This window comes from Microbacterium stercoris, from assembly GCF_017592545.1.
Lineage (GTDB): Bacteria > Actinomycetota > Actinomycetes > Actinomycetales > Microbacteriaceae > Microbacterium > Microbacterium stercoris.
This window is the reverse complement of the sequence record NZ_JAGFOA010000003.1, coordinates 63,384-82,317: the sequence shown is the minus strand read 5'-3', so window position 1 is coordinate 82,317 and position 18,934 is coordinate 63,384. Positions and strand designations below refer to the sequence as shown.

Annotated in this window: 16 protein-coding genes; 8 read left to right on the top strand and 8 right to left on the bottom strand. The window is 70.5% G+C overall.

The genetic code is table 11. From position 1 onward, the window contains the following. Positions 1-2 precede the first annotated feature (2 nt). From rpsL to rpoB, 6 genes are all read right to left on the bottom strand, one after another. The gene (gene rpsL, locus J5V96_RS08095) at positions 3-371 is read right to left on the bottom strand and encodes a 30S ribosomal protein S12 (RefSeq protein ID WP_018171438.1); all 369 of its coding nucleotides are present in this window, start codon (positions 369-371) and stop codon (positions 3-5) included. A gap of 314 nt (positions 372-685) precedes the next feature. Continuing rightward, positions 686-1,333 (bottom strand): spermidine/putrescine ABC transporter substrate-binding protein, encoded by a 648-nt coding sequence (locus J5V96_RS08090; RefSeq protein ID WP_208502618.1) that lies wholly within the window; start codon positions 1,331-1,333, stop codon positions 686-688. Positions 1,334-1,424: 91 nt separating this feature from the next. Continuing rightward, positions 1,425-1,880, bottom strand: coding sequence for a DUF6121 family protein (locus J5V96_RS08085; protein WP_208503387.1), 456 nt, complete (start codon positions 1,878-1,880; stop codon positions 1,425-1,427). 36 nt (positions 1,881-1,916) lie between these two features. Continuing rightward, positions 1,917-2,942, bottom strand: a complete 1,026-nt coding sequence (locus tag J5V96_RS08080; RefSeq protein ID WP_208502616.1) for a CvpA family protein — start codon at positions 2,940-2,942, stop codon at positions 1,917-1,919. A gap of 188 nt (positions 2,943-3,130) precedes the next feature. Next, positions 3,131-7,006 carry a DNA-directed RNA polymerase subunit beta' gene (gene rpoC, locus J5V96_RS08075; protein ID WP_208502614.1) on the bottom strand — a complete coding sequence of 1,292 codons (3,876 nt, stop codon included), beginning with the start codon at positions 7,004-7,006 and terminating at the stop codon, positions 3,131-3,133. A gap of 37 nt (positions 7,007-7,043) precedes the next feature. Beyond that, positions 7,044-10,550 (bottom strand): DNA-directed RNA polymerase subunit beta, encoded by a 3,507-nt coding sequence (gene rpoB, locus J5V96_RS08070; RefSeq protein ID WP_372439934.1) that lies wholly within the window; start codon positions 10,548-10,550, stop codon positions 7,044-7,046. 307 nt (positions 10,551-10,857) lie between these two features. On the opposite strand from rpoB, the gene J5V96_RS08065 reads away from it, so the two are divergent. Both J5V96_RS08065 and J5V96_RS08060 read left to right on the top strand, forming a co-directional pair. After that, the gene (locus tag J5V96_RS08065; RefSeq protein ID WP_208502611.1) at positions 10,858-11,346 is read left to right on the top strand and encodes a hypothetical protein; all 489 of its coding nucleotides are present in this window, start codon (positions 10,858-10,860) and stop codon (positions 11,344-11,346) included. After that, positions 11,343-11,789: a GNAT family N-acetyltransferase gene (locus tag J5V96_RS08060; RefSeq protein WP_208502609.1), complete on the top strand. Its 447-nt coding sequence runs from the start codon at positions 11,343-11,345 to the stop codon at positions 11,787-11,789. The genes J5V96_RS08065 and J5V96_RS08060 overlap by 4 nt, the downstream gene beginning before the upstream one ends. Before the next feature lie 6 nt (positions 11,790-11,795). Here J5V96_RS08060 and J5V96_RS08055 read toward each other — a convergent pair whose 3' ends face one another. Continuing rightward, positions 11,796-12,944 carry a benzoate/H(+) symporter BenE family transporter gene (locus tag J5V96_RS08055; protein ID WP_208502607.1) on the bottom strand — a complete coding sequence of 383 codons (1,149 nt, stop codon included), beginning with the start codon at positions 12,942-12,944 and terminating at the stop codon, positions 11,796-11,798. 98 nt (positions 12,945-13,042) lie between these two features. Between J5V96_RS08055 and J5V96_RS08050 the strand changes: the two genes are divergently transcribed. The 5 genes from J5V96_RS08050 (at position 13,043) to J5V96_RS08030 (ending at position 16,966) form a co-directional block, all read left to right on the top strand. Beyond that, complete coding sequence (locus J5V96_RS08050) at positions 13,043-13,513, top strand: YbaK/EbsC family protein (RefSeq protein WP_208502604.1); 471 nt, start codon at positions 13,043-13,045, stop codon at positions 13,511-13,513. 66 nt (positions 13,514-13,579) lie between these two features. Continuing rightward, complete coding sequence (locus tag J5V96_RS08045) at positions 13,580-14,440, top strand: spermidine synthase (RefSeq protein ID WP_208502602.1); 861 nt, start codon at positions 13,580-13,582, stop codon at positions 14,438-14,440. An 87-nt stretch (positions 14,441-14,527) separates the two neighbouring features. Continuing rightward, entirely contained in the window at positions 14,528-15,058 is a 531-nt protein-coding gene (locus tag J5V96_RS08040; RefSeq protein ID WP_208502600.1) for a hypothetical protein, read from the top strand. A gap of 106 nt (positions 15,059-15,164) precedes the next feature. Further along, positions 15,165-15,749, top strand: a complete 585-nt coding sequence (locus tag J5V96_RS08035; RefSeq protein ID WP_208502597.1) for an ArsR/SmtB family transcription factor — start codon at positions 15,165-15,167, stop codon at positions 15,747-15,749. Continuing rightward, positions 15,746-16,966 carry an MFS transporter gene (locus J5V96_RS08030; RefSeq protein ID WP_208502595.1) on the top strand — a complete coding sequence of 407 codons (1,221 nt, stop codon included), beginning with the start codon at positions 15,746-15,748 and terminating at the stop codon, positions 16,964-16,966. Before J5V96_RS08035 ends, J5V96_RS08030 begins: the two co-directional genes overlap by 4 nt. Positions 16,967-17,555: 589 nt before the next feature. On the opposite strand, the gene J5V96_RS08025 is transcribed toward J5V96_RS08030, so the two are convergent. Further along, the gene (locus tag J5V96_RS08025; RefSeq protein WP_208502593.1) at positions 17,556-18,128 is read right to left on the bottom strand and encodes a dihydrofolate reductase family protein; all 573 of its coding nucleotides are present in this window, start codon (positions 18,126-18,128) and stop codon (positions 17,556-17,558) included. 77 nt (positions 18,129-18,205) lie between these two features. Here J5V96_RS08025 and J5V96_RS08020 point away from each other — a divergent pair, with 77 nt between their 5' ends. Beyond that, the gene (locus tag J5V96_RS08020; RefSeq protein WP_208502591.1) at positions 18,206-18,772 is read left to right on the top strand and encodes a TetR/AcrR family transcriptional regulator; all 567 of its coding nucleotides are present in this window, start codon (positions 18,206-18,208) and stop codon (positions 18,770-18,772) included. Positions 18,773-18,934 lie beyond the last annotated feature (162 nt).

Genomic DNA, 18,934 nt, shown 5'->3' with positions numbered 1-18,934 from the left:
ACTCAGCCCTTCTTCGCGCCGTAGCGGCTGCGAGCCTGCTTACGGTTCTTGACAGCCTGGGTGTCGAGCGCACCACGGACGATCTTGTAACGGACACCGGGGAGGTCCTTCACACGTCCACCGCGAACGAGGACGAGCGAGTGCTCCTGCAGGTTGTGGCCCTCACCGGGGATGTAGGCCGTGACCTCGGTGCCGTTGCGGAGCTTGACACGAGCGACCTTGCGCATGGCCGAGTTCGGCTTCTTGGGCGTGGTCGTGTACACGCGGGTGCAGACACCCGCCTGCTGCGGGTTCGCCTTAAGGGCGGGCGCCTTGGTCTTCGAGACCTTGGGCGACCGGCCCTTGCGAACCAGCTGCTGAATAGTAGGCACTGGTTTCCTTCTGTCTTGTGCTGCACGGTGACAGCGGTGGATCCCCGACGCTCGACCGTGTTGCTCGGTGTTGCGGAGGGGGTTTCACGATGACCCACCCGTTCGGCAGAATGTGCCGAACGTTTGATGTGATGGGTATGCCGTGGGGGCGACCTGTTCTCAGGACGATCCCTTGTGTGAGAGTTCACGCGCACGCAAGCGAGCGCGCGGAGACGCACACCGAATAATGATAGCGCATGGGGCGCATCCGGCGTGTCGTGCGCAGGTTCCGCGGCGACTGGTGCAAGCCCCGCAGAACCGCGTGATCCCGGGCCTCAGAGGCCGAGACCCTCGAACGGGTCGTCCAGTGCCTGGGAGAGCTCTGCGAGCATCGCGGCCACCTGCGGCTCGACGTACTCCACGATCGCCGCGTGGATGCGCAGACGGTGATGAAGCAGGATCGCGCACACCTCGCGTCCGATGAGGTTCGCGTACTCGTCGGCGAGGGCCACCTCGCGTCGCAGCGCGATCTTCGCGTCCTCCGAGAGGGGCGGCAGGCTCGGCACCTGCGTCTCGTCCTCGCTGGCCATCCCGGCGATCGTGAACAGGAACGGCTGACCGGGCACCGGATCCGGATCGAGCGGCAGGCCGTCGAACTCCGGATCGAGACCCTCGGTGGGGCGGTATCCCCGCGAACGATTGCGGGCGGCCTGCTGATCCAGCTCGTCCTGCAGCATCGGCAGGTTCCGCGAGGTGTAGTCGGCGACGGCGTGGTCGACGATCGTCTTCACCCGCGTGGAGAGGCCGTGCTGCACGCCGTGCGGCACATCCGATCCGAGGCCCGCGGCGGACAGGATCGGCGAGCCGAGGCAGCGGCGGCAGGGAGCGATGCGGCCGCGGTGCGTCGCCGGCTCCCAGCGCGGCACCCAGCGAAGCCAGGCGTCCACCGCCTGGCTGACCTGCGTCTCGAGCGAGCGCTCCACGGGCACCAGCGTAGGCCGGGGACGGCGCTCGCGCCGGGTTTGGGCGTCCCGACGCGCTGAGGTCCACCCGACGAACCGCCCGCCCGGCCTGTCAGTCGCCGTCCTCGCGGTCCTCCCACGGCCAGTGCGGAGGGCGCGCCGCGGTGCGTCGCACGGCGACCGCCGCCCACGCGGCCACCGCCGCCGATCCGGCCACCGCCGCCAGCGTCCAGCTGGTGGCCACTCCCCCCACGGCCGCGGTGGCGGTCGCGATGTCGGTGCCGAAGGCGAGTGCCAGGATCCAGAGCCCGGCCAGCTGCGCCAGCGCCGTGATGAGGACGACGGCGAAGAGCGACGTGTAGCGAGGACGCTCGGCACGCAGCACCGGCCACAGCGTGGCCGCGAACGCGAGCGCCGCGACACCGAACGCGAGCGGGCCGGGCACCGGGTTCATGCCGGGTGTGGCGATCACGTCGCGATCCGTGGCGAGCGAGAGCATGCCGGCGCCGAACACCACCAGCGCCACGAAGCCCATCGTCGCGAACGCGAGGAGCGCCGCGGGAGAGATCCTCCCGGGCGCTCCTGGCGTTGCGGCGTTCGTGGCTCAGCCCAGCTTCGGACCGTCCGCGAGCGTGCGCTCGTACTCGGCCTGCGCCTCGGCGTTGCGCGCCGTCACCTTGGCGCCGCGCCGGGAGACCCACGCGCCGAACCAGATCGTGATCTCGCGGGCGAAGACGAACGCGGCGATCGCGAGCGGCGAGAGCAGCTGGCGGCCGATCTCCTCGAGCGTCTCCGAGGTGGTCAGCTCCCAGAACGGGGCGTCGACCAGGGCGCCGGCGATGTGGCCGGCCCACGCGATCAGCGCGACGAACACGCCGAGCAGGACCCAGGCCGCCCAGCGCGCGCGGTTGACGAGCGAGCCGAGCAGCCAGAAGCCGAGGAAGAACACGACCACCGTGGTCCAGAAGCCGAGCGACGTGGCGGTATCGATCGACCAGTCGGCGATGTTCTCGAGCGAGACCTCGCCCGCGAGCGCCGCGATGCCGAGCTTCGCGCCGAAGTACAGCACGGCGAAGACGATCGCCGCGACGAGGCCGATCAGGCCGGATGCGCCGCGGTTGCCCTTGAGGCGGGGCGGCTCGGGAGCCTGGACGAAGACCGGAAGCTGGGCCGGGGCCGGCGCGGGGGCCACGTGCGACTCGGGAACGACCGGCTCGCTCGCCGTGATGACCGGCGCGGCCGGCGCGTCGTAGGCGTCGCTCGCGGTGAACGTCTGAGTGCGGTCGGCCTCTTCGAACCACGGGTTCTTCTTCGGGGCCGATGCCCCCGCCGCGGAGGCGTCGCCGGAGGCGGAACGGGTGTTCACGGTCGTGCTGGCTCCGCGCTGCTCGAGCGCGTCGAGCTCCGCGGCCAGCTTGTCGTAGTCGGGGGCCTCGGCAGCCGGGGCCGCGGGGGTCTCGACCGGCGAGTCGTCGGCCGGGGTGGAGATCACCTCGGTGGAGTCGGTGCGCGCCTCGCGCCGCGAGGTGGGGACGTCGCCGGTGTCGGCAGCCGACACCTCGGCGTTCTCCGCGTCCGAGGTGAGCTCGCCGTTCTGGGGCTCGTCGCGCGGTCCCTTCGCGTCACTCATCTGAAGCACTCCTCACGTCGGGGACTCTCCCCTGACCTCCGGAGAATACCCCCGCGATCCGGCCTCGCCGCGGAGCCTCGCCGCGAAGGCTCACCCTCTGGTTCACGGTTCGCCCACGAGAGGTGCCAGGCGCACACGAAAGAGGGCCCCGACCGAAGTCGGGGCCCTCTCTCACTCAGCTGTCACGCTCAGTTGTAGGTGCCGGGCGTGAAGTCGTCCGTCGAGAACGCGTCGAAGTCGACGTAGCTGTAGTCGCCCTCCGCGAACGCGCCGTCCGAAGCGAAGATGCGGTTCGGGTAGCGCTCCGACTTCGCCTCCTCCGTCGCCTCGACCGTGACGTTGCGGTACTTCGCAAGGCCCGTGCCGGCGGGGATCAGCTTTCCGATGATCACGTTCTCCTTGAGGCCGACAAGCGGGTCGCGCTTGCCCTGCATCGCGGCCTCGGTGAGGACGCGCGTGGTCTCCTGGAACGAGGCGGCCGACAGCCACGACTCCGTCGCGAGCGACGCCTTCGTGATACCCATCAGCTCCGGACGACCCGAGGCGGGGCGCTTGCCCTCGCCGACGGCCGCACGGTTGATGTCCTGGTAGCGGCGCAGGTCGACCATCTCACCCGGAAGCAGGTCGGTCTCACCGTGGTCGACCACGGTGACCTTGCGCAGCATCTGGCGGACGATGACCTCGATGTGCTTGTCGTGAATCGGCACACCCTGCGAGCGGTACACGCCCTGGACGCCGTTGACGAGGTACTTCTGCACCTCGCGGGCACCCTGCACGCGCATGATCTCCTTCGGGTCGAGCGTGCCGACCTGGAGGGGCTCGCCGACCTCGACGTGCTGACCGTCCTCGACGAGGAGGGTCGCGCGCTTGAGGACCGGGTAGACGACCGGCTCGTCGCCGTTGTCGGGCGTGATGATGACCTTCTTGGCCTTCTCGGTCTCGTCGATCGTGACGCGGCCGGCGGCCTCGGCGATCGGCGAGGCACCCTTGGGGGTGCGGGCCTCGAAGAGCTCCTGCACGCGGGGAAGACCCTGCGTGATGTCATCGGCCGACGCCGAACCACCGGTGTGGAAGGTGCGCATCGTCAGCTGCGTGCCGGGCTCACCGATCGACTGGGCCGCGATGATGCCGACGGCCTCGCCGATGTCGACGAGCTTGCCGGTGGCGAGCGAACGGCCGTAGCAGTTCGCGCAGACGCCGACGGCCGAGTCGCAGGTCAGCACCGAGCGGACCTTGATCTGCTCGACACCCGCCTCGACCAGCTTGTCGATGAGCACGTCGCCCACGTCCGATCCGGCCGCCGCGATGACGGCGCCCGAGGCGTCGACCGCGTCCACGGCGAGCGTGCGGGCGAACACCGCGTTCTCGACGTTGGCGTCCTTGACGAGCGTGCCCGTCGAGTCCTTCGCGGCGATCGTGTACTCGAGGCCCTTGGACGTGCCGCAGTCCTCCTCGCGGATGATGACATCCTGCGAGACGTCGACGAGACGACGCGTGAGGTAACCCGAGTCGGCGGTACGGAGGGCCGTGTCGGCCAGACCCTTTCGGGCACCGTGCGTCGCGATGAAGTACTCCGCCACCGACAGACCCTCGCGGTACGAGGAGATGATCGGACGGGGGATGATCTCACCCTTGGGGTTGTTCACGAGACCGCGCATACCCGCGATGTTGCGGATCTGCAGCCAGTTACCACGGGCACCCGACGACACCATGCGGTTGATGGTGTTGTCCTCGGGGAACGCGGCGCGCATCTCCTTCTGGACCTCGTCGGTCGCCTCGGTCCAGATCTTGATGAGCTCCTGGCGACGCTCGTGGTCGGTCGTCAGACCCTTCTCGTACTGCGAGGTGACCTTGGCGGCCTGGGCCTCGTAGCGGGCGATGATCTCGCCCTTGTTCGAGGGGGTCAGGATGTCGCTGAGCGCCACCGTGATGCCCGAGCGCGTGGCCCAGTAGTAACCGGCGTCCTTGACGCGGTCGAGGGTCGCGGCGACCTCGGTCTTCGGGTACTCCTCGGCCAGCTTGTTGACGATCTGCGACAGCTTGCCCTTGTCGGCCTGCTCGCGCACGAACGGGTAGCCCTTGGGCATCTGGTCGTTGAAGATCGCCTGTCCGAGCGAGGTGTCCACGAGACCGTGCTTCTCGTAGTCCTCGGGCGCCTGACCCTCGAGGAAGGTCAGACCCGGGATGCGGATGCGGATCTTCGCCTGCAGGTCGAGGGTGCCCTCGTCCTTCGCGAGCAGCGCCTCGGCCACCGAGCCGAACACACGGCCCTCGCCGATCGCGCCGTCCTTGAGCGTGGTCAGGTGGTGCAGACCGATGATCATGTCCTGCGCGGGCAGGGTCACCGGACGGCCGTCCGACGGCTTCAGGATGTTGTTCGACGCGAGCATCAGCACGCGGGCCTCGGCCTGAGCCTCGACCGACAGCGGCAGGTGCACGGCCATCTGGTCACCGTCGAAGTCGGCGTTGAACGCCGCGCAGACGAGCGGGTGCAGCTGGATGGCCTTGCCCTCCACGAGCTGCGGCTCGAACGCCTGGATGCCCAGGCGGTGCAGCGTGGGGGCGCGGTTCAGCAGAACCGGGCGCTCGCGGATGATCTCCTCGAGCACGTCCCAGACCTCAGGACGCGTGCGCTCGACCGAGCGCTTGGCGGCCTTGATGTTCTGCGAGTGACCGAGGTCGATCAGGCGCTTGATCACGAACGGCTTGAAGAGCTCGAGCGCCATCTGCTTGGGCAGACCGCACTGGTGCAGCTTCAGCGTCGGGCCGACGACGATGACCGAACGGCCCGAGTAGTCGACGCGCTTTCCGAGCAGGTTCTGGCGGAAGCGACCCTGCTTTCCCTTGAGCATGTCGCTCAGGGACTTCAGGGCGCGGTTGCCGGTTCCGGTGACGGGGCGACCACGGCGGCCGTTGTCGAACAGGGCGTCGACGGCCTCCTGCAGCATGCGCTTCTCGTTGTTGACGATGATCTCGGGGGCACCGAGGTCGATCAGGCGACGGAGGCGGTTGTTGCGGTTGATCACGCGGCGGTACAGGTCGTTCAGGTCCGACGTGGCGAAGCGGCCACCGTCGAGCTGGACCATCGGACGCAGCTCCGGCGGGATGACCGGGACGACGTCGAGCACCATCGCGGCCGGCGACATGCCGGTCGAGAGGAACGACGAGACGACCTTCAGGCGCTTGATCGCGCGGATCTTGCGCTGACCCTTGCCCTCGGTGATCTGCAGGCGCAGCGACTCGGCCTCGGCGGCCAGGTCGAACTCGGCCAGGCGACGCTGGATCGACTCCGCACCCATGAGGGCCTCGAAGTACTGACCGAAGCGGTCCTGCAGCTCCTGGAAGACGTCGTCCTCCGCCTTGAGCTGGCCGACCTCGAGGCCGCGGAACTCGTCCCACATGCGCTCGAGCTTGGCGACCTGCTCGTCAGCGCGCTTGCGGATCGTCGCCATCTCCTTCTCGGCGGCGTCCTTGACCTTCTTCTTCTGGTCGGCCTTGGCGTCCTCGGCCTCGAGAGCTGCGAGCTCCTCCTCCAGCGACTGGAGGCGGGCGGCGATGCGCGTGTCGCGACGGTCGCCGATGTTCTTGATCTCGAGACGGAGGTTGTTCTCGTGGGTCGGCAGGTCGCGGTGGATGCCGTCCTTGTCGACCGAGATCACCATGTAGGCGGCGAAGTAGATGACCTTCTCAAGGTCCTTCGGCGCCATGTCGAGCAGGTAGCCCAGGCGCGAGGGCACGCCCTTGAAGTACCAGATGTGCGTGACGGGCGCGGCGAGCTCGATGTGGCCCATGCGCTCGCGACGGACCGAGGACTTGGTGACCTCGACACCGCAGCGCTCGCAGACGATGCCCTTGAAGCGCACGCGCTTGTACTTGCCGCACGCGCACTCCCAGTCGCGCGAGGGGCCGAAGATCTGCTCACCGAACAGACCGTCCTTCTCGGGCTTCAGGGTGCGGTAGTTGATGGTCTCGGGCTTCTTGACCTCACCGAAGGACCAACGACGGATGTCGTCGGCGGTGGCCAGGCCGATGCGAAGCTCATCGAAAGTGGTTGCGTCGAGCAATTGACTCTCCTACTGGGGAATTCTGTATCGGCCGGGCTTAGATCTCGTCGATCGAGGCGGACTCGAAGCGGGACGAGATGTTGATGCCGAGCTCCTCCGCTGCGCGGAAGGCCTCGTCGTCGGTGTCGCGGAGGTTGACCGCCGTGCCATCCGCCGAGAGCACCTCGACGTTCAGGCAGAGCGACTGCATCTCCTTCATGAGCACCTTGAACGACTCGGGGATGCCGGGCTCGGGGATGTTCTCGCCCTTGACGATGGCCTCGTACACCTTGACGCGTCCGAGGATGTCGTCCGACTTCACGGTCAGGAGCTCCTGCAGCGCGTACGCGGCACCGTAGGCCTCGAGGGCCCACACCTCCATCTCGCCGAAGCGCTGGCCACCGAACTGCGCCTTACCACCCAGCGGCTGCTGCGTGATCATCGAGTAGGGACCCGTCGAGCGCGCGTGGATCTTGTCGTCCACGAGGTGGTGCAGCTTCAGGATGTACATGTAGCCGACCGAGATCGGGAACGGGTACGGCTCACCCGAGCGACCGTCGAACAGGCGGGTCTTGCCCGAGCTGTCGATGAGGCGCTCGCCGTCGCGGTTCGGCAGCGTCGAGTCGAGCAGACCAGCGAGCTCGGCCTCGTGCGCGCCGTCGAACACCGGCGTGGCGACCTTCGTGCCGGGGGCTGCCTCGCGGGCGGCCTCGGGCAGCTGAGCGGCCCACTCCGGGGCGCCCTCGATCTTCCAGCCCTGCGCCGCGATCCATCCGAGGTGCAGCTCGAGCACCTGGCCGAAGTTCATTCGACCGGGGACGCCGAGCGGGTTCAGGATGATGTCGACCGGAGTTCCGTCGGCGAGGAACGGCATGTCCTCGACCGGCAGGATCTTCGAGATGACGCCCTTGTTTCCGTGGCGGCCGGCGAGCTTGTCGCCCTCGGTGATCTTGCGCTTCTGGGCGATGTAGACCACCACGCGGCGGTTGACGCCCGAGCCGAGCTCGTCGTCGCCGTCCTCGGCGTTGAACTCCTTGACCGCGATGATCGTGCCCTGCTCACCGTGGGGCACCTTCAGCGACGTGTCGCGGACCTCGCGGCTCTTCTCGTTGAAGATCGCGCGGAGCAGGCGCTCCTCGGCCGACAGCTCGGTCTCGCCCTTCGGCGTGACCTTGCCGACGAGGATGTCGCCGGGGCGGACCTCGGCGCCGATGCGGATGATGCCGCGCTCGTCCAGGTCCTTCAGCAGCTCCGGGCTGACGTTGGGGAGGTCACGAGTGATCTCCTCCTTGCCCAGCTTGGTGTCGCGCGCGTCGACCTCGTACTCCTCGATGTGGATCGAGGTGAGGGTGTCGTCCTTCACCAGGTTCTGGCTGAGGATGATGGCGTCCTCATAGTTGTAGCCCTCCCAGTTCATGAAGGCCACGAGGAGGTTCTTGCCGAGCGCGAGCTCGCCGTTCTGCGTCGCGGGGCCGTCAGCGAGGACCTCGCCGACCTCCACGCGGTCGCCGGCGTTGACGATGACGCGCTGGTTGTAGTTGTTGCCCTGGTTCGAGCGGTCGAACTTGCGCAGGAAGTAGTCGCGCGTGCCGCCCTCGTCGAGCTGGAGGCGGACGAAGTCGGCCGAGACCTCGGCGACCACACCGGCCTTCTCGGCGACGATCGTGTCGCCGGCGTCGATGGCCGCGTAGTTCTCCATGCCGGTGCCGACGAACGGCGAGTCCGAACGGAGCAGCGGCACAGCCTGACGCTGCATGTTCGCACCCATGAGGGCGCGGTTCGCGTCGTCGTGCTCGAGGAACGGGATGAGCGACGTTCCGACCGACACCATCTGGCGCGGCGAGACGTCCATGTAGCCGATCTCGTCGGCGGGCACGAGGTCGACCTCGCCGCCGACCTGACGCGCGAGGACGCGCTCGTCGGCGAAGTGGCCGTCGGCCTTGAGCTTCGCGTTCGCCTGGGCGACGACGAAGGCCTCCTCCTCGGCGGCGGTCAGGTAGTCGATCTCGTTCGTGACCTTGCCGTCGACGACGCGACGGTAGGGGGTCTCGATGAAGCCGAAGGAGTTGATCCGGGCGAACGAGGCCAGCGAGCCGATCAGACCGATGTTCGGGCCTTCAGGGGTCTCGATGGGGCACATGCGGCCGTAGTGCGACGGGTGGACGTCGCGCACCTCGACGCCCGCGCGCTCACGCGACAGACCGCCGGGGCCCAGCGCCGACAGGCGGCGCTTGTGGGTCAGACCCGCGAGCGGGTTGTTCTGGTCCATGAACTGCGACAGCTGCGAGGTGCCGAAGAACTCCTTGATCGCGGCCACGACGGGGCGCACGTTGATCAGGGTCTGCGGCGTGATCGCCTCGATGTCCTGCGTGGTCATGCGCTCGCGCACAACGCGCTCCATGCGCGACAGACCGGTGCGGACCTGGTTCTGGATGAGCTCGCCGACCGCGCGGATGCGACGGTTGCCGAAGTTGTCGATGTCGTCGACCGACAGACGCAGCTCGGCCTCCTGGCCGCCGCGCAGACCCGTGAAGGTCTCGTCGCCGCGGTGCAGGCGGACGAGGTACTTGATCGTCGCGACGATGTCGTCGACGGTCAGGACCGAGTCCGAGAGCGGGCGGTCGATGCCGAGCTTCTGGTTGATCTTGTAGCGACCCACCTTGGCCAGGTCGTAGCGCTTCGGGTTGAAGTAGAAGTTGTCGAGCAGCGCACGCGCGGCCTCGGCGGCGACCTGCTCGCCCGGACGCAGCTTGCGGTAGATGTCGCGGAGCGCGTCCTCCTTGGTGAGGATCGTGTCCTTCGCGAGGGTCTCCTCGATCGACTCGATGCCGGCGAACTCGGCGAGGATGTCCTCGCTCGTGAGGCCGAGCGCCTTCAGGAAGACCGTGACCGACTGCTTGCGCTTGCGGTCGATGCGGACGCCGACCTGGTCGCGCTTGTCGATCTCGAACTCGAGCCACGCACCGCGCGAGGGGATGACGCGGGCCGAGACGATGTCCTTGTCGGACGTCTTGTCGGGCGTCTTGTCGAAGTAGACACCGGGCGAGCGCACGAGCTGCGACACGACGACGCGCTCGGTGCCGTTGATGATGAACGTGCCCTTGTCGGTCTGGAGCGGGAAGTCGCCCATGAAGACCGTCTGCGTCTTGATCTCACCGGTCTGGTGGTTCATGAACTCGGCCTCGACGTAGAGCGGGGCCGCGTACGTCTTGCCGCGGTCCTTGCACTCCTCGATCGAGTACTTCTCGGGCTCGAGATAGGGGTTCGTGAACGAGAGCTGCATCGTCTCGCTCAGGTCCTCGATCGGGGAGATCTCCTCGAAGATCTCCTCCAGACCGCTGCGCTCGGGGACGTCGGTGCGACCGGCGGCCTGAGCCTCCGCGACACGCGCCTTCCAGGCGTCGTTGCCGACGAGCCAGTCGAACGACTCGGTCTGCAGCGCCAGAAGGTCGGGGACCGTCAGCGTGTCGGAGATCTTGGCGAACGAGAGGCGGGAAGCACCGCGTCCGTTCTTGGTGGGGGTGGTGGATGCGGAGTTCGCAGCAGCCAAGGGGATAACCTCCATGAGCCCGGGCGGGGCCATAAGTTCCTTGTCGACAGGTGAGGTGCGCCCGGATCCAGCCCTGAAATGCCCCGACCCGCGCCGCCATCTGCGGGGGTCTTGAGCACCTGCCGACCACCATATGAAGGCATAGGGGAATCCAAGAGGCGCAAAGACCTACTCTATAACCCCCGACACGCTTTGGCAAGCGGTTCCTTGACGAAGGCCCCACCCTCGGGTATAAACCCAGCTTTCTCGGATGCCGGATCCGGTCGCCGCGATGCGCACGGCCCGCGGGAGCGCGTGGGTGGGGCGGCGATAGGGTCGCGGGGTGAGCGTGACCCTCGAGGAGATGCCGGCCGAGCGGTTCGAGGCGTGGCGGGCGGCGACCGTGGCCCGGCTGGCCGATCTGCGGGCCGCGTCGGGGCTGCGACCGCCGGCCGAGGCCGCGGAGCAGGCCGAGGGCATCGTGGCGCGGCGCTTCGCCGAGGGATCCGGATCGGGCCAGCACGTCTTCGAGATCCGCGACGACGGACGCGTGGCGGGATCCGCCTGGCTCGAGGTGGACGACGCTGCGGCGAGCGCGATGCTCCTCGCCTTCGACCCGGACGACGCGCTGACGGGATCGCGTGCTCTCGCGCTCGTCGAGGAGCGGGCACGCGCACTCAGCGCGCAGCGTCTGAATGTCGACCTGTTCGCGCAGGATCGGATCGGCGGGCCGCCGTGCACGGGCGCGGGTACCGGCCGACGAACGTGCAGATGGTGCTCGATCCGCTGCCGGGACCACGGGCATCCCGGGCTGTGCGGCTCACGCCGATGACCGCAGAGCAGTACGCGGAGTTCGAGGAGCGGGTGATCCGGGAGTTCGCGGAGGACCTCGTCAACGAGGGCCTGCACACGCCGGAGTCGGCCCGGGCGGAGTCGGCGCGCGCGCAGGCCGAGGAGATGCCCGACGGCCTCGACACCGAGGACGAGCTGGTGTTCGCGGCCACGGCCGCCGGCGAGCGGGTGGGCGCGCTGTGGCTCGAGGTGCGCAGGCGCTCGACGGGGCCGCACGTCTTCGTGATGGAGCTGCACGTGGAGCCGGGCCACCGGCGGCGCGGCTACGGCGCCGAGATGATGCGCGCGGCCGAGGACGTCGCGCGCAGCGTCGGGGCCGGCTCGATCGGGCTGCACGTCTTCGGCTCGAACGCCGCCGCGCGCGGGCTGTACCGGGGTCTCGGCTACCGCGAGATCGAGACGCTGCTCGTCGCCGACCTCTGACGCGCCTCAGGCCCGGCGTCGCAGGAGGCCGTAGGCGAGCAGGCCCGCGAGGAGGGCCCAGAAGGCGGCGCCGATGCCCGCGACCGTGACGCCGCTGGCACCGATCACGAACGTGAGCACGGCCGGGATGCGCGCGTGCTCATCCGACATCGCGGCGCGCAGCGACGAGGCGAGGGTGGGCAGCAGGGCGAGGCCGGCCACGGCGCCGAGCACCGCCGGCTCCACGCCCACAAGCGTGGTGAGCGCCGTGGACAGCGCGGCGAGCACCAGGTAGATCACCGCCGAGACCCGCACGGTGCGCCAGCGCTGCGCCGGATCCGGGTGCGCGTCGGGCGCGGCGGCGAGCGCAGCCGTGATCGCCGCGAGGTTGATCGCGTGCCCGCCGAACGGGGCGCCGGCCATGGTGCCGACGCCGGTGACGACCATGCTCTCGCGCCAGGGCACGCGGTATCCGTACGAGGAGAGCACCGCGGATCCGGGCACGTTCTGCGACGCCATCGTCACGACGTAGAGGGGCAGCGCCAGCCCGACGAGCGCGGGCAGCGTGAACGCGGGCGCCACCGGCTCGAGCACGGGCAGCAGCGGTCCCTCGACGCCGCCGGCCGCCGCGGCCTCCACGCTGAGCACAACGAGGCCCGCGGCGAACGCCGCAGGCGACGCCCAGGTCGGCGCGAACCGGATGAGCACCAGCCACACCAGCACGATCGGCAGGATCGCCGCCGGCAGGTCGATCGCGGCGCGGACGGGTGCCAGGCACAGGCCCACCAGCACTCCCGCGAGCATGGCCTGCGCGATGGGGGCCGGGATCGCGCCGACGAGGCGGGCGAGGGCGGGCCAGAGCCCGGTCAGCGCGATCAGCGCACCCGTCACGAGGAACGCCCCGATGGCGGCGGGCCATCCGCCCTCGGGCACGGAGCCCGCCGCGAGCAGTGCCGCTCCGGGCGTCGACCACGCCAGCACGACGGGCAGCTTCGTGCGCTGCGCGAGCCACAGCATGCCCAGCGCCTGTGTCAGGCACAGGACGACGAGCCCCGAGGCCGCCTGCGCGGGCGTGGCGCCCGCGGCCTTGAGACCCGCGAGAACCACCGCCGACGAGCTGGCGAACCCGACCAGCGCCGTGGTGATGCCCGCCAGCGCGATGCGTCCCCGTTCCATCCGGCCAGCGTAGGGCGACCGCGCACGGGCCCGGTCCCCTGCGGGGCGCGCGAGGCGGCGATTGCGCGTTCCCCGGCGCGCTCTGCTGTGATCGAGGCATGAGCCTGCAGGATGTCCGCACCCACCTGGCCCGCTTCGGGCGCGACGGCGACGTGGTCGTGCTCGCCGAGTCCAGCGCCACCGTCGAGCTCGCCGCCGCCGCGATCGGCGTGCCCCCGGAGCGCATCGCGAAGACCCTCTCGATCTACGCCGCCGACCGGCAGCGGGCGATCCTGCTCGTGGCCGCGGGCGACGCCCGCCTGTCCAGCGGCGCCTTCAAGCGCGCGTTCGGGCACAAGCCCACCTTCCTCGCCGCCGACGACGTCGAGCGCCTCACCGGCCACCCCATCGGCGGCGTGTGCCCGTTCGCCAACCCGCCCGGTGCGGAGGTGTGGCTCGACGAGTCGCTGCGCCGGTTCGACCGCGTCTACCCCGCGGCCGGCGCGATCGACGCCGCCGTCGGCATCGACGTGTCCGATCTCGCCGAGGTCGCGGGCGCAGCGGGGTGGGTCGACGTCACGACCCGATAGCTCTCGCGCGATCCGGTTCTCCACAGCCGCCGCCGGCGAGGAGCCGCCCCTGCGAGAATCGAGGGCATGGGACGACAGCGGCAGCGTGAGGCGGAGGTGCCGGAGGCGCGGCTGTCGGGCGGTCGCACGGCGCGGATCATCCCGAGCAGCTTCGTGAGCGGCTTCGAGGTCGACGTCGACGGCACGCCGCAGTCGCACGTCGACCTCGACGACCCCACCCACCTGCACTTCGAGTACGTGGCGCGGATGGGCGCGGTGATCGACCAGCTGCCCGACGGGCCGATCACCGCCGTGCACCTGGGCGCGGGCGGGCTGACGATCCCCCGCTACATCGACGCGACACGACCCGGATCCCGCCAGCAGGTGGTCGAGATCGAGCAGCCGCTCGTCGATCTCGTGCGCGAGCACCTGCCGCTGCCGCGCGGCGCGAGCATCCGCGTCCGGATCGGCGACGCCCGTGAGGGGCTCGGCCGTATGCCCGCCGCGATGGCCGGATCGGTCGATCTGCTGGTGTCGGACGTCTACAGCGGCGCCCAGACGCCGGCGCACCTGACCACCGTGGAGTTCTACCGCGCGTGCGCCGCACTGCTCGGCCCCGCCGGGGTGCTGCTGGTGAACGTGGCCGACGGATCGGGGCTGGCGTTCGCGCGGCGCCAGGTCGCGACGATCCGCGAGGTGCTGCCCGAGGTGATCGTGCTCGCCGAGGTGCAGGTGCTCAAGGGCCGCCGGTTCGGCAACCTCGTGGTCGCTGCGTCGTCCGCGCCCCTGCCGACCGAGTGGCTGCCGCGGCTGATGGCGGCGGGCCCGCACCCCGCGAAGGTGGCCGAGGGCGCCGAGATCGACGCGTTCATCCAGGGATCGCGCCCGGCCGTCGACGGCGACGCGACCGACTCGCCCAAGCCCAGTCAGATCCTGTTCGAGCGCTGATCGGGCAGGGCTGGGCGTGCCCTCTCGACGTTCTCAGGACCCTCGGTGAGACTGTCAGGGCGGATCGCGCGAAGGGAAGGGACGTCGGTGAGCTACATCCAGGGATACGACCCCGAGACGCTGCGTGAGATCGTCGACCCCGACGAGTGCCGCCGACGCCTGGCCGAGATCGGCGCGCAGCGCAGCCTGCCGTCGCTGCTCGAGAAGGTGTGGCTGCTGAAGGTGCTCGGCGAGCTCGATGAGGCCCTCGAGGTGTCGGAGCAGACGGTGCGACTGGCGCGCATGTCGGGCACACGCAAGGACCTGCTGCGCGCGCGCATCCTGCATGCCTCCGTGCAGCACTGGCGCGGCGCTTACGGCGCCGCGGAGTTCGAGCTGTCGACCTGCGCCGACGAGGCCGAGGGTCAGGGCTGGGGCTCCATCACGGCGTTCGCGCTGCAGCACCGCGGCAAGACCCGCTACGACGCGGGCGACATCAACGGCGCACGCGCCGACTTCAAGCAGGTGCTGTTCCTGCGTCAGGAGGCCGGCGCCTCCGACGCGGATCTCGAGCCGACGATGCTCTGCGTCGAGGCCGCCGACCGCAAGCGCCATCGCGGCGCCGTCGTCGCGGGCTGAGCCCGGCGGGGCCCGGCGGGCGCGCTGCCGCGCGCCCGGCATGGCTTCGCAGATCCGATCCTAAAGAACTCTTGCTAAACCTTTCTTTAGGGTGCACGCTGTCTCCATGGATCAGCCGCAGCCCGACCGGGAAGACACGCGGATCGTCTCGCAGACCGACCAGCTCAAGGCGCTCACGCATCCCTTCCGCATCCGCCTCATCGACCTGTTCCGCGGCGGCGACGAGCTGACCGCAACGCAGTGCGCGGAAGCGACCGGCGAGTCGGTCGCGAGCTGCTCCTTCCACCTGCGCCAGCTCGAGAAGTACGGCTTCATCGAGCGGGGCGAGCCCCGCGGGCGCGAGCGTCCGTGGCGCGCGATGCGCGAGCGCGGCCTGACGCTCACGGCCGAGCCGTCGGATCGCGAGGCGTTCGCGGCGGTGACCGCGGCCGGATCCGCCTTCCTCGCCGATGCCGTCGACCGCCTGCAGGCCTGGTATCGGCGGGCGGCCGACGACGATCCGGAGTGGACGACGGTGTCGGCGCAGCGCTTCACGAGCTTCTGGGCCACCCCCGACGAGGTGCGCGAGCTGGGCGAGCGGATCGACGCGCTGATCCGGCCCCTGCAGGACCGGTACGAGGATCCGTCCGATCGCCCCGAGGGCGCGCGTCACGTGCGCATGATCGCCGCCACCTGGACGGATCCGTCGTGAGCGACACGACGACGCGCGTCGGCCGGCGCAGCGGCCTGTTCGCCTGGCTCGTAGCCGGATGGACCCTCGCCAACGTCGCCGACTCGCTGCTGGGCGTGCTGCTGGCGGTGTGGGTGGTCGACCTGACCGGCGACGCGGCGCTCGGCGGCCTGCTGTTCGCGGTGTTCGGCATCCCCGCGCTGTTCGCGCCGTTCCTCGGACGCCTGGCCGACCGGGTCTCGCGCCGCCGGATGATGTGGATCACCTACGTGATCGGGGCCGCGGCGCTCACGCCGCTGCTGTTCGTGCACAGCGCGTCGCAGGTCTGGTGGATCTTCGCGGCGACCATCCTCTACGGCGCGGTCGGCTACGGCACGGCGGGCTGTCGCGGCGGGATCCTGCGCGACCTGCTCGACGACGACGACCTCGGCCCGGCCAACGCGATCCTGCAGACGATCGACCAGGTGCTGCGCCTCGCCCTGCCGTTCGTCGCGGCGGGCGTCTACATCTGGACGGGGCCGATGCCGGTTGTGCTCGCCGCCATCGGCGCCTTCATCGCCGCCGCCGCGGTCATCGCCTCGCTGCGGTTCACCGAGTCGCCGATCGAGGACGACGCGGATCCGTTCTGGGCCTCGCTCACCGCGGGCTTCCGGCACCTGCGCGTCACCCGACCCCTGAACCGGATGACGGTCGTGCTGATCATGCTGTCGAGCGTCGCCGCATTCACCAGCGCGGTGGGCTTCGCGGTGCTGGAGCGCATGGGCGTCGAACCCGCGTGGATGGGCCCGATCGAGGCGCTCTCCGGCATCGGCGGGCTGGTCGCGGGCTCGGTGGCAGCCTGGGCCATGAAGCGCGTCGGGCGCCCGCGCGTGCTCACGATCGGCACGGTGCTGCTCGCGCTCGGCGTGGCGCCCATGCTCGGCGACAGCGTCTGGCTGCTCGCCGCGGGCCTCGCGGTGGTGGGTTTCGGCGTCACGGCCGCGGTGATCGCGTACGTCACGGAGTCGCACGTGGCGACGCCGTCGCGCCTGCAGGGCCGCGTCGGCACCTCGGTGAACATGCTGATGCAGCTGCCCTCCGTGCTCATCACGGCGGCGGGGGCGGCGGCGCTCGGCCTCGTCGACGCGCGCTGGATCGTCGCCTGCGGACTCATCCTGTGCGCGAGCGCCGCGGTCGTCGCGTGGCGCACGCGCGACGCGGACCCGGCCGGCGCGGATCCGGGCGGCGCCGGCTCGTAGTCACCACACGCCGCGCGCGTCCGCCTGCGGGCGGCGTGTTGTGGCCAGGAGGGGATCGGGGGTGGCGCGGGGTCGTAGTCACCACACGCCGCATGCGCTCGCCGGTGGGCGGCGCGTTGTGGCCAGGAGGCGGATCAGGGCGGCGCCGGGTCGTAGTCACCACACGCCGCATGCGCTCGCCGGTGGGCGGCGCGTTGTGGCCAGGAGGCGGATCGGAGGTGGCGCGGCGCCGGGTCGGGATCGTAGTCACCACACGCCGCATGCGCCCGCCGGCGGGCGGCGCGTTGTGGCCGGGAGAGGTGGCGGCGCCGGGGGCGGCGCGGGCGGCCGGTCGGGGTCGTAGTCACCACACGCCGCGTGCGCTCGCGAGTGGGCGGCGCGTTGCGACCACAAGGTTGGGACGGCGCGGGGTCGTGGCGCGGGCTCGGGGGCGCGGGCGCGGGCGCGGGGGGCGCGGGCTCGGGCGGCACCGACTCGTAGTCACCACACGCCGCATGCGCCCGCCGGGGGCGGCGCGTTGTGGCCAGAAGGCGGCGGCGCGGGCTCGTGGCGCAGTGGTGGTCGCCGCACGCAGCGTGGGCGAGCCGGATCAGGGGCGGCGCGCGTACTCCTCGACGACCACGCCGGAGCCGAAGGCGCGGGCCGAGACGAGCTCGAAGGACCGGGCGGCGTACGGGGCCGCGCCGAACAGCGGCACGCCGGATCCGAAGACGAACGGATTGCGCTTGAGCACCAGACGGTCGATCTCGTCGACCAGGGCGCCGGCCAGCTCGCCGCCGCCGCAGAGCCAGATGCCGAGATTTCCGTCCTCCGCCTTGAGCTCGCGGACGGTCGCGACCGGATCCGTCGTCAGCGTGATGTCGGACGCGACCTCGCGCCCGCCGCGGCTCGCGACGTACTGACGCAGGTGCGGGTACGGGCTGTCGAGGCCGATGGAGAGGCCCGGCAGCAGGGTGTTCCACCCCATGACCACGGTGTCGAACCTCGTGCGCGGGGGCGTGATGCCGAACGCGGCGAACGCCGGGGCAGGCAGCGCATCGGCGTACTCGCCGAGGACGACCTCGGCATGATCGCCCTCGACGAGGAAGGCGTCGTACTCGCCGGATGGCCCGGCGATCAGCCCGTCGAGGCTGACGGCGACGTAGTAGGTGAGTTCACGCATCCGGTCTCCAATCACGACAGATGTTGTGGTCATGTGCAGAGTACGACAGATGTCGTGGTTCGCGCTACCCTCGATCCATGGCCCGAAACGACGACCGCCGCGCCGCCCTCGCCGACGCCGGCATCCGCGTGCTCGCGCAGGCCGGCGCGCGCGGCCTCACCCATCGCGCCGTCGATGCCGAGGCCGGCACGCCGCGCGGCACCGCCTCGAACTACTTCCCCACGCGCGACGCCCTCATCGCCGAGCTGGTGAATCGGATCGGCGAGCGCCTCACGCCGGATCCGGCTGTGCTCGCCTCGCGGGCGGCCGAACCGCCGAGCCGCGAGCTGTTTGCGGCGTACGTCCGCGACGTCGTGGCCCGACTCAGCGCCGACCCCGACGTCTCGCTCGCGCTGTTCGAGCTGCGACTGGAGGCCGCGCGCCGTCCGGCGGTGGCCGGGGCCCTGGGCACGTGGCGACGCGCCGCCTTCGAGGGAGACATCGCCTTCAACGCCGAGGCTGGGCTGCCCGGCGGACGCACCGAGATCGCCCTGTTGCACTACGCGATCGACGGACTGATGCTCGACCGCCTCACGGTGCCGGTCGATCCGGGCACCTCGACGGAGGAGATCGTCGACCTGCTCGTCGCGCGCCTGCTCGGCTGACGGGCGGGGGCCGGCGCTGCGCGAAGGTCACCGCGTCTCGACTCGCTTCGCTCGCTCGACGAACAAGGGGGTGGGCGGAGGCCACCGCGTCTCGACTCGCTTCGCTCGCTCGACGAGCGAGGGGTGGGTCGTGGTCAGCACACGCCGCGCGGGGGGCGGGTG

What these genes read in the sequence shown, in the direction of transcription:
- J5V96_RS08080 (WP_208502616.1), bottom strand. Translation starts at nt 2,942, where the DNA reads ATGAGTGACGCGAAGGGACCGCGCGACGAGCCCCAGAACGGCGAGCTC.
- rpoB (WP_372439934.1), bottom strand. Translation starts at nt 10,550, where the DNA reads ATGGAGGTTATCCCCTTGGCTGCTGCGAACTCCGCATCCACCACCCCC.
- J5V96_RS08060 (WP_208502609.1), top strand. Translation starts at nt 11,343, where the DNA reads ATGACCGCAGAGCAGTACGCGGAGTTCGAGGAGCGGGTGATCCGGGAG.
- J5V96_RS08055 (WP_208502607.1), bottom strand. Translation starts at nt 12,944, where the DNA reads ATGGAACGGGGACGCATCGCGCTGGCGGGCATCACCACGGCGCTGGTC.
- J5V96_RS08050 (WP_208502604.1), top strand. Translation starts at nt 13,043, where the DNA reads ATGAGCCTGCAGGATGTCCGCACCCACCTGGCCCGCTTCGGGCGCGAC.
- J5V96_RS08045 (WP_208502602.1), top strand. Translation starts at nt 13,580, where the DNA reads ATGGGACGACAGCGGCAGCGTGAGGCGGAGGTGCCGGAGGCGCGGCTG.
- J5V96_RS08035 (WP_208502597.1), top strand. Translation starts at nt 15,165, where the DNA reads ATGGATCAGCCGCAGCCCGACCGGGAAGACACGCGGATCGTCTCGCAG.
- J5V96_RS08025 (WP_208502593.1), bottom strand. Translation starts at nt 18,128, where the DNA reads ATGCGTGAACTCACCTACTACGTCGCCGTCAGCCTCGACGGGCTGATC.
- J5V96_RS08020 (WP_208502591.1), top strand. Translation starts at nt 18,206, where the DNA reads ATGGCCCGAAACGACGACCGCCGCGCCGCCCTCGCCGACGCCGGCATC.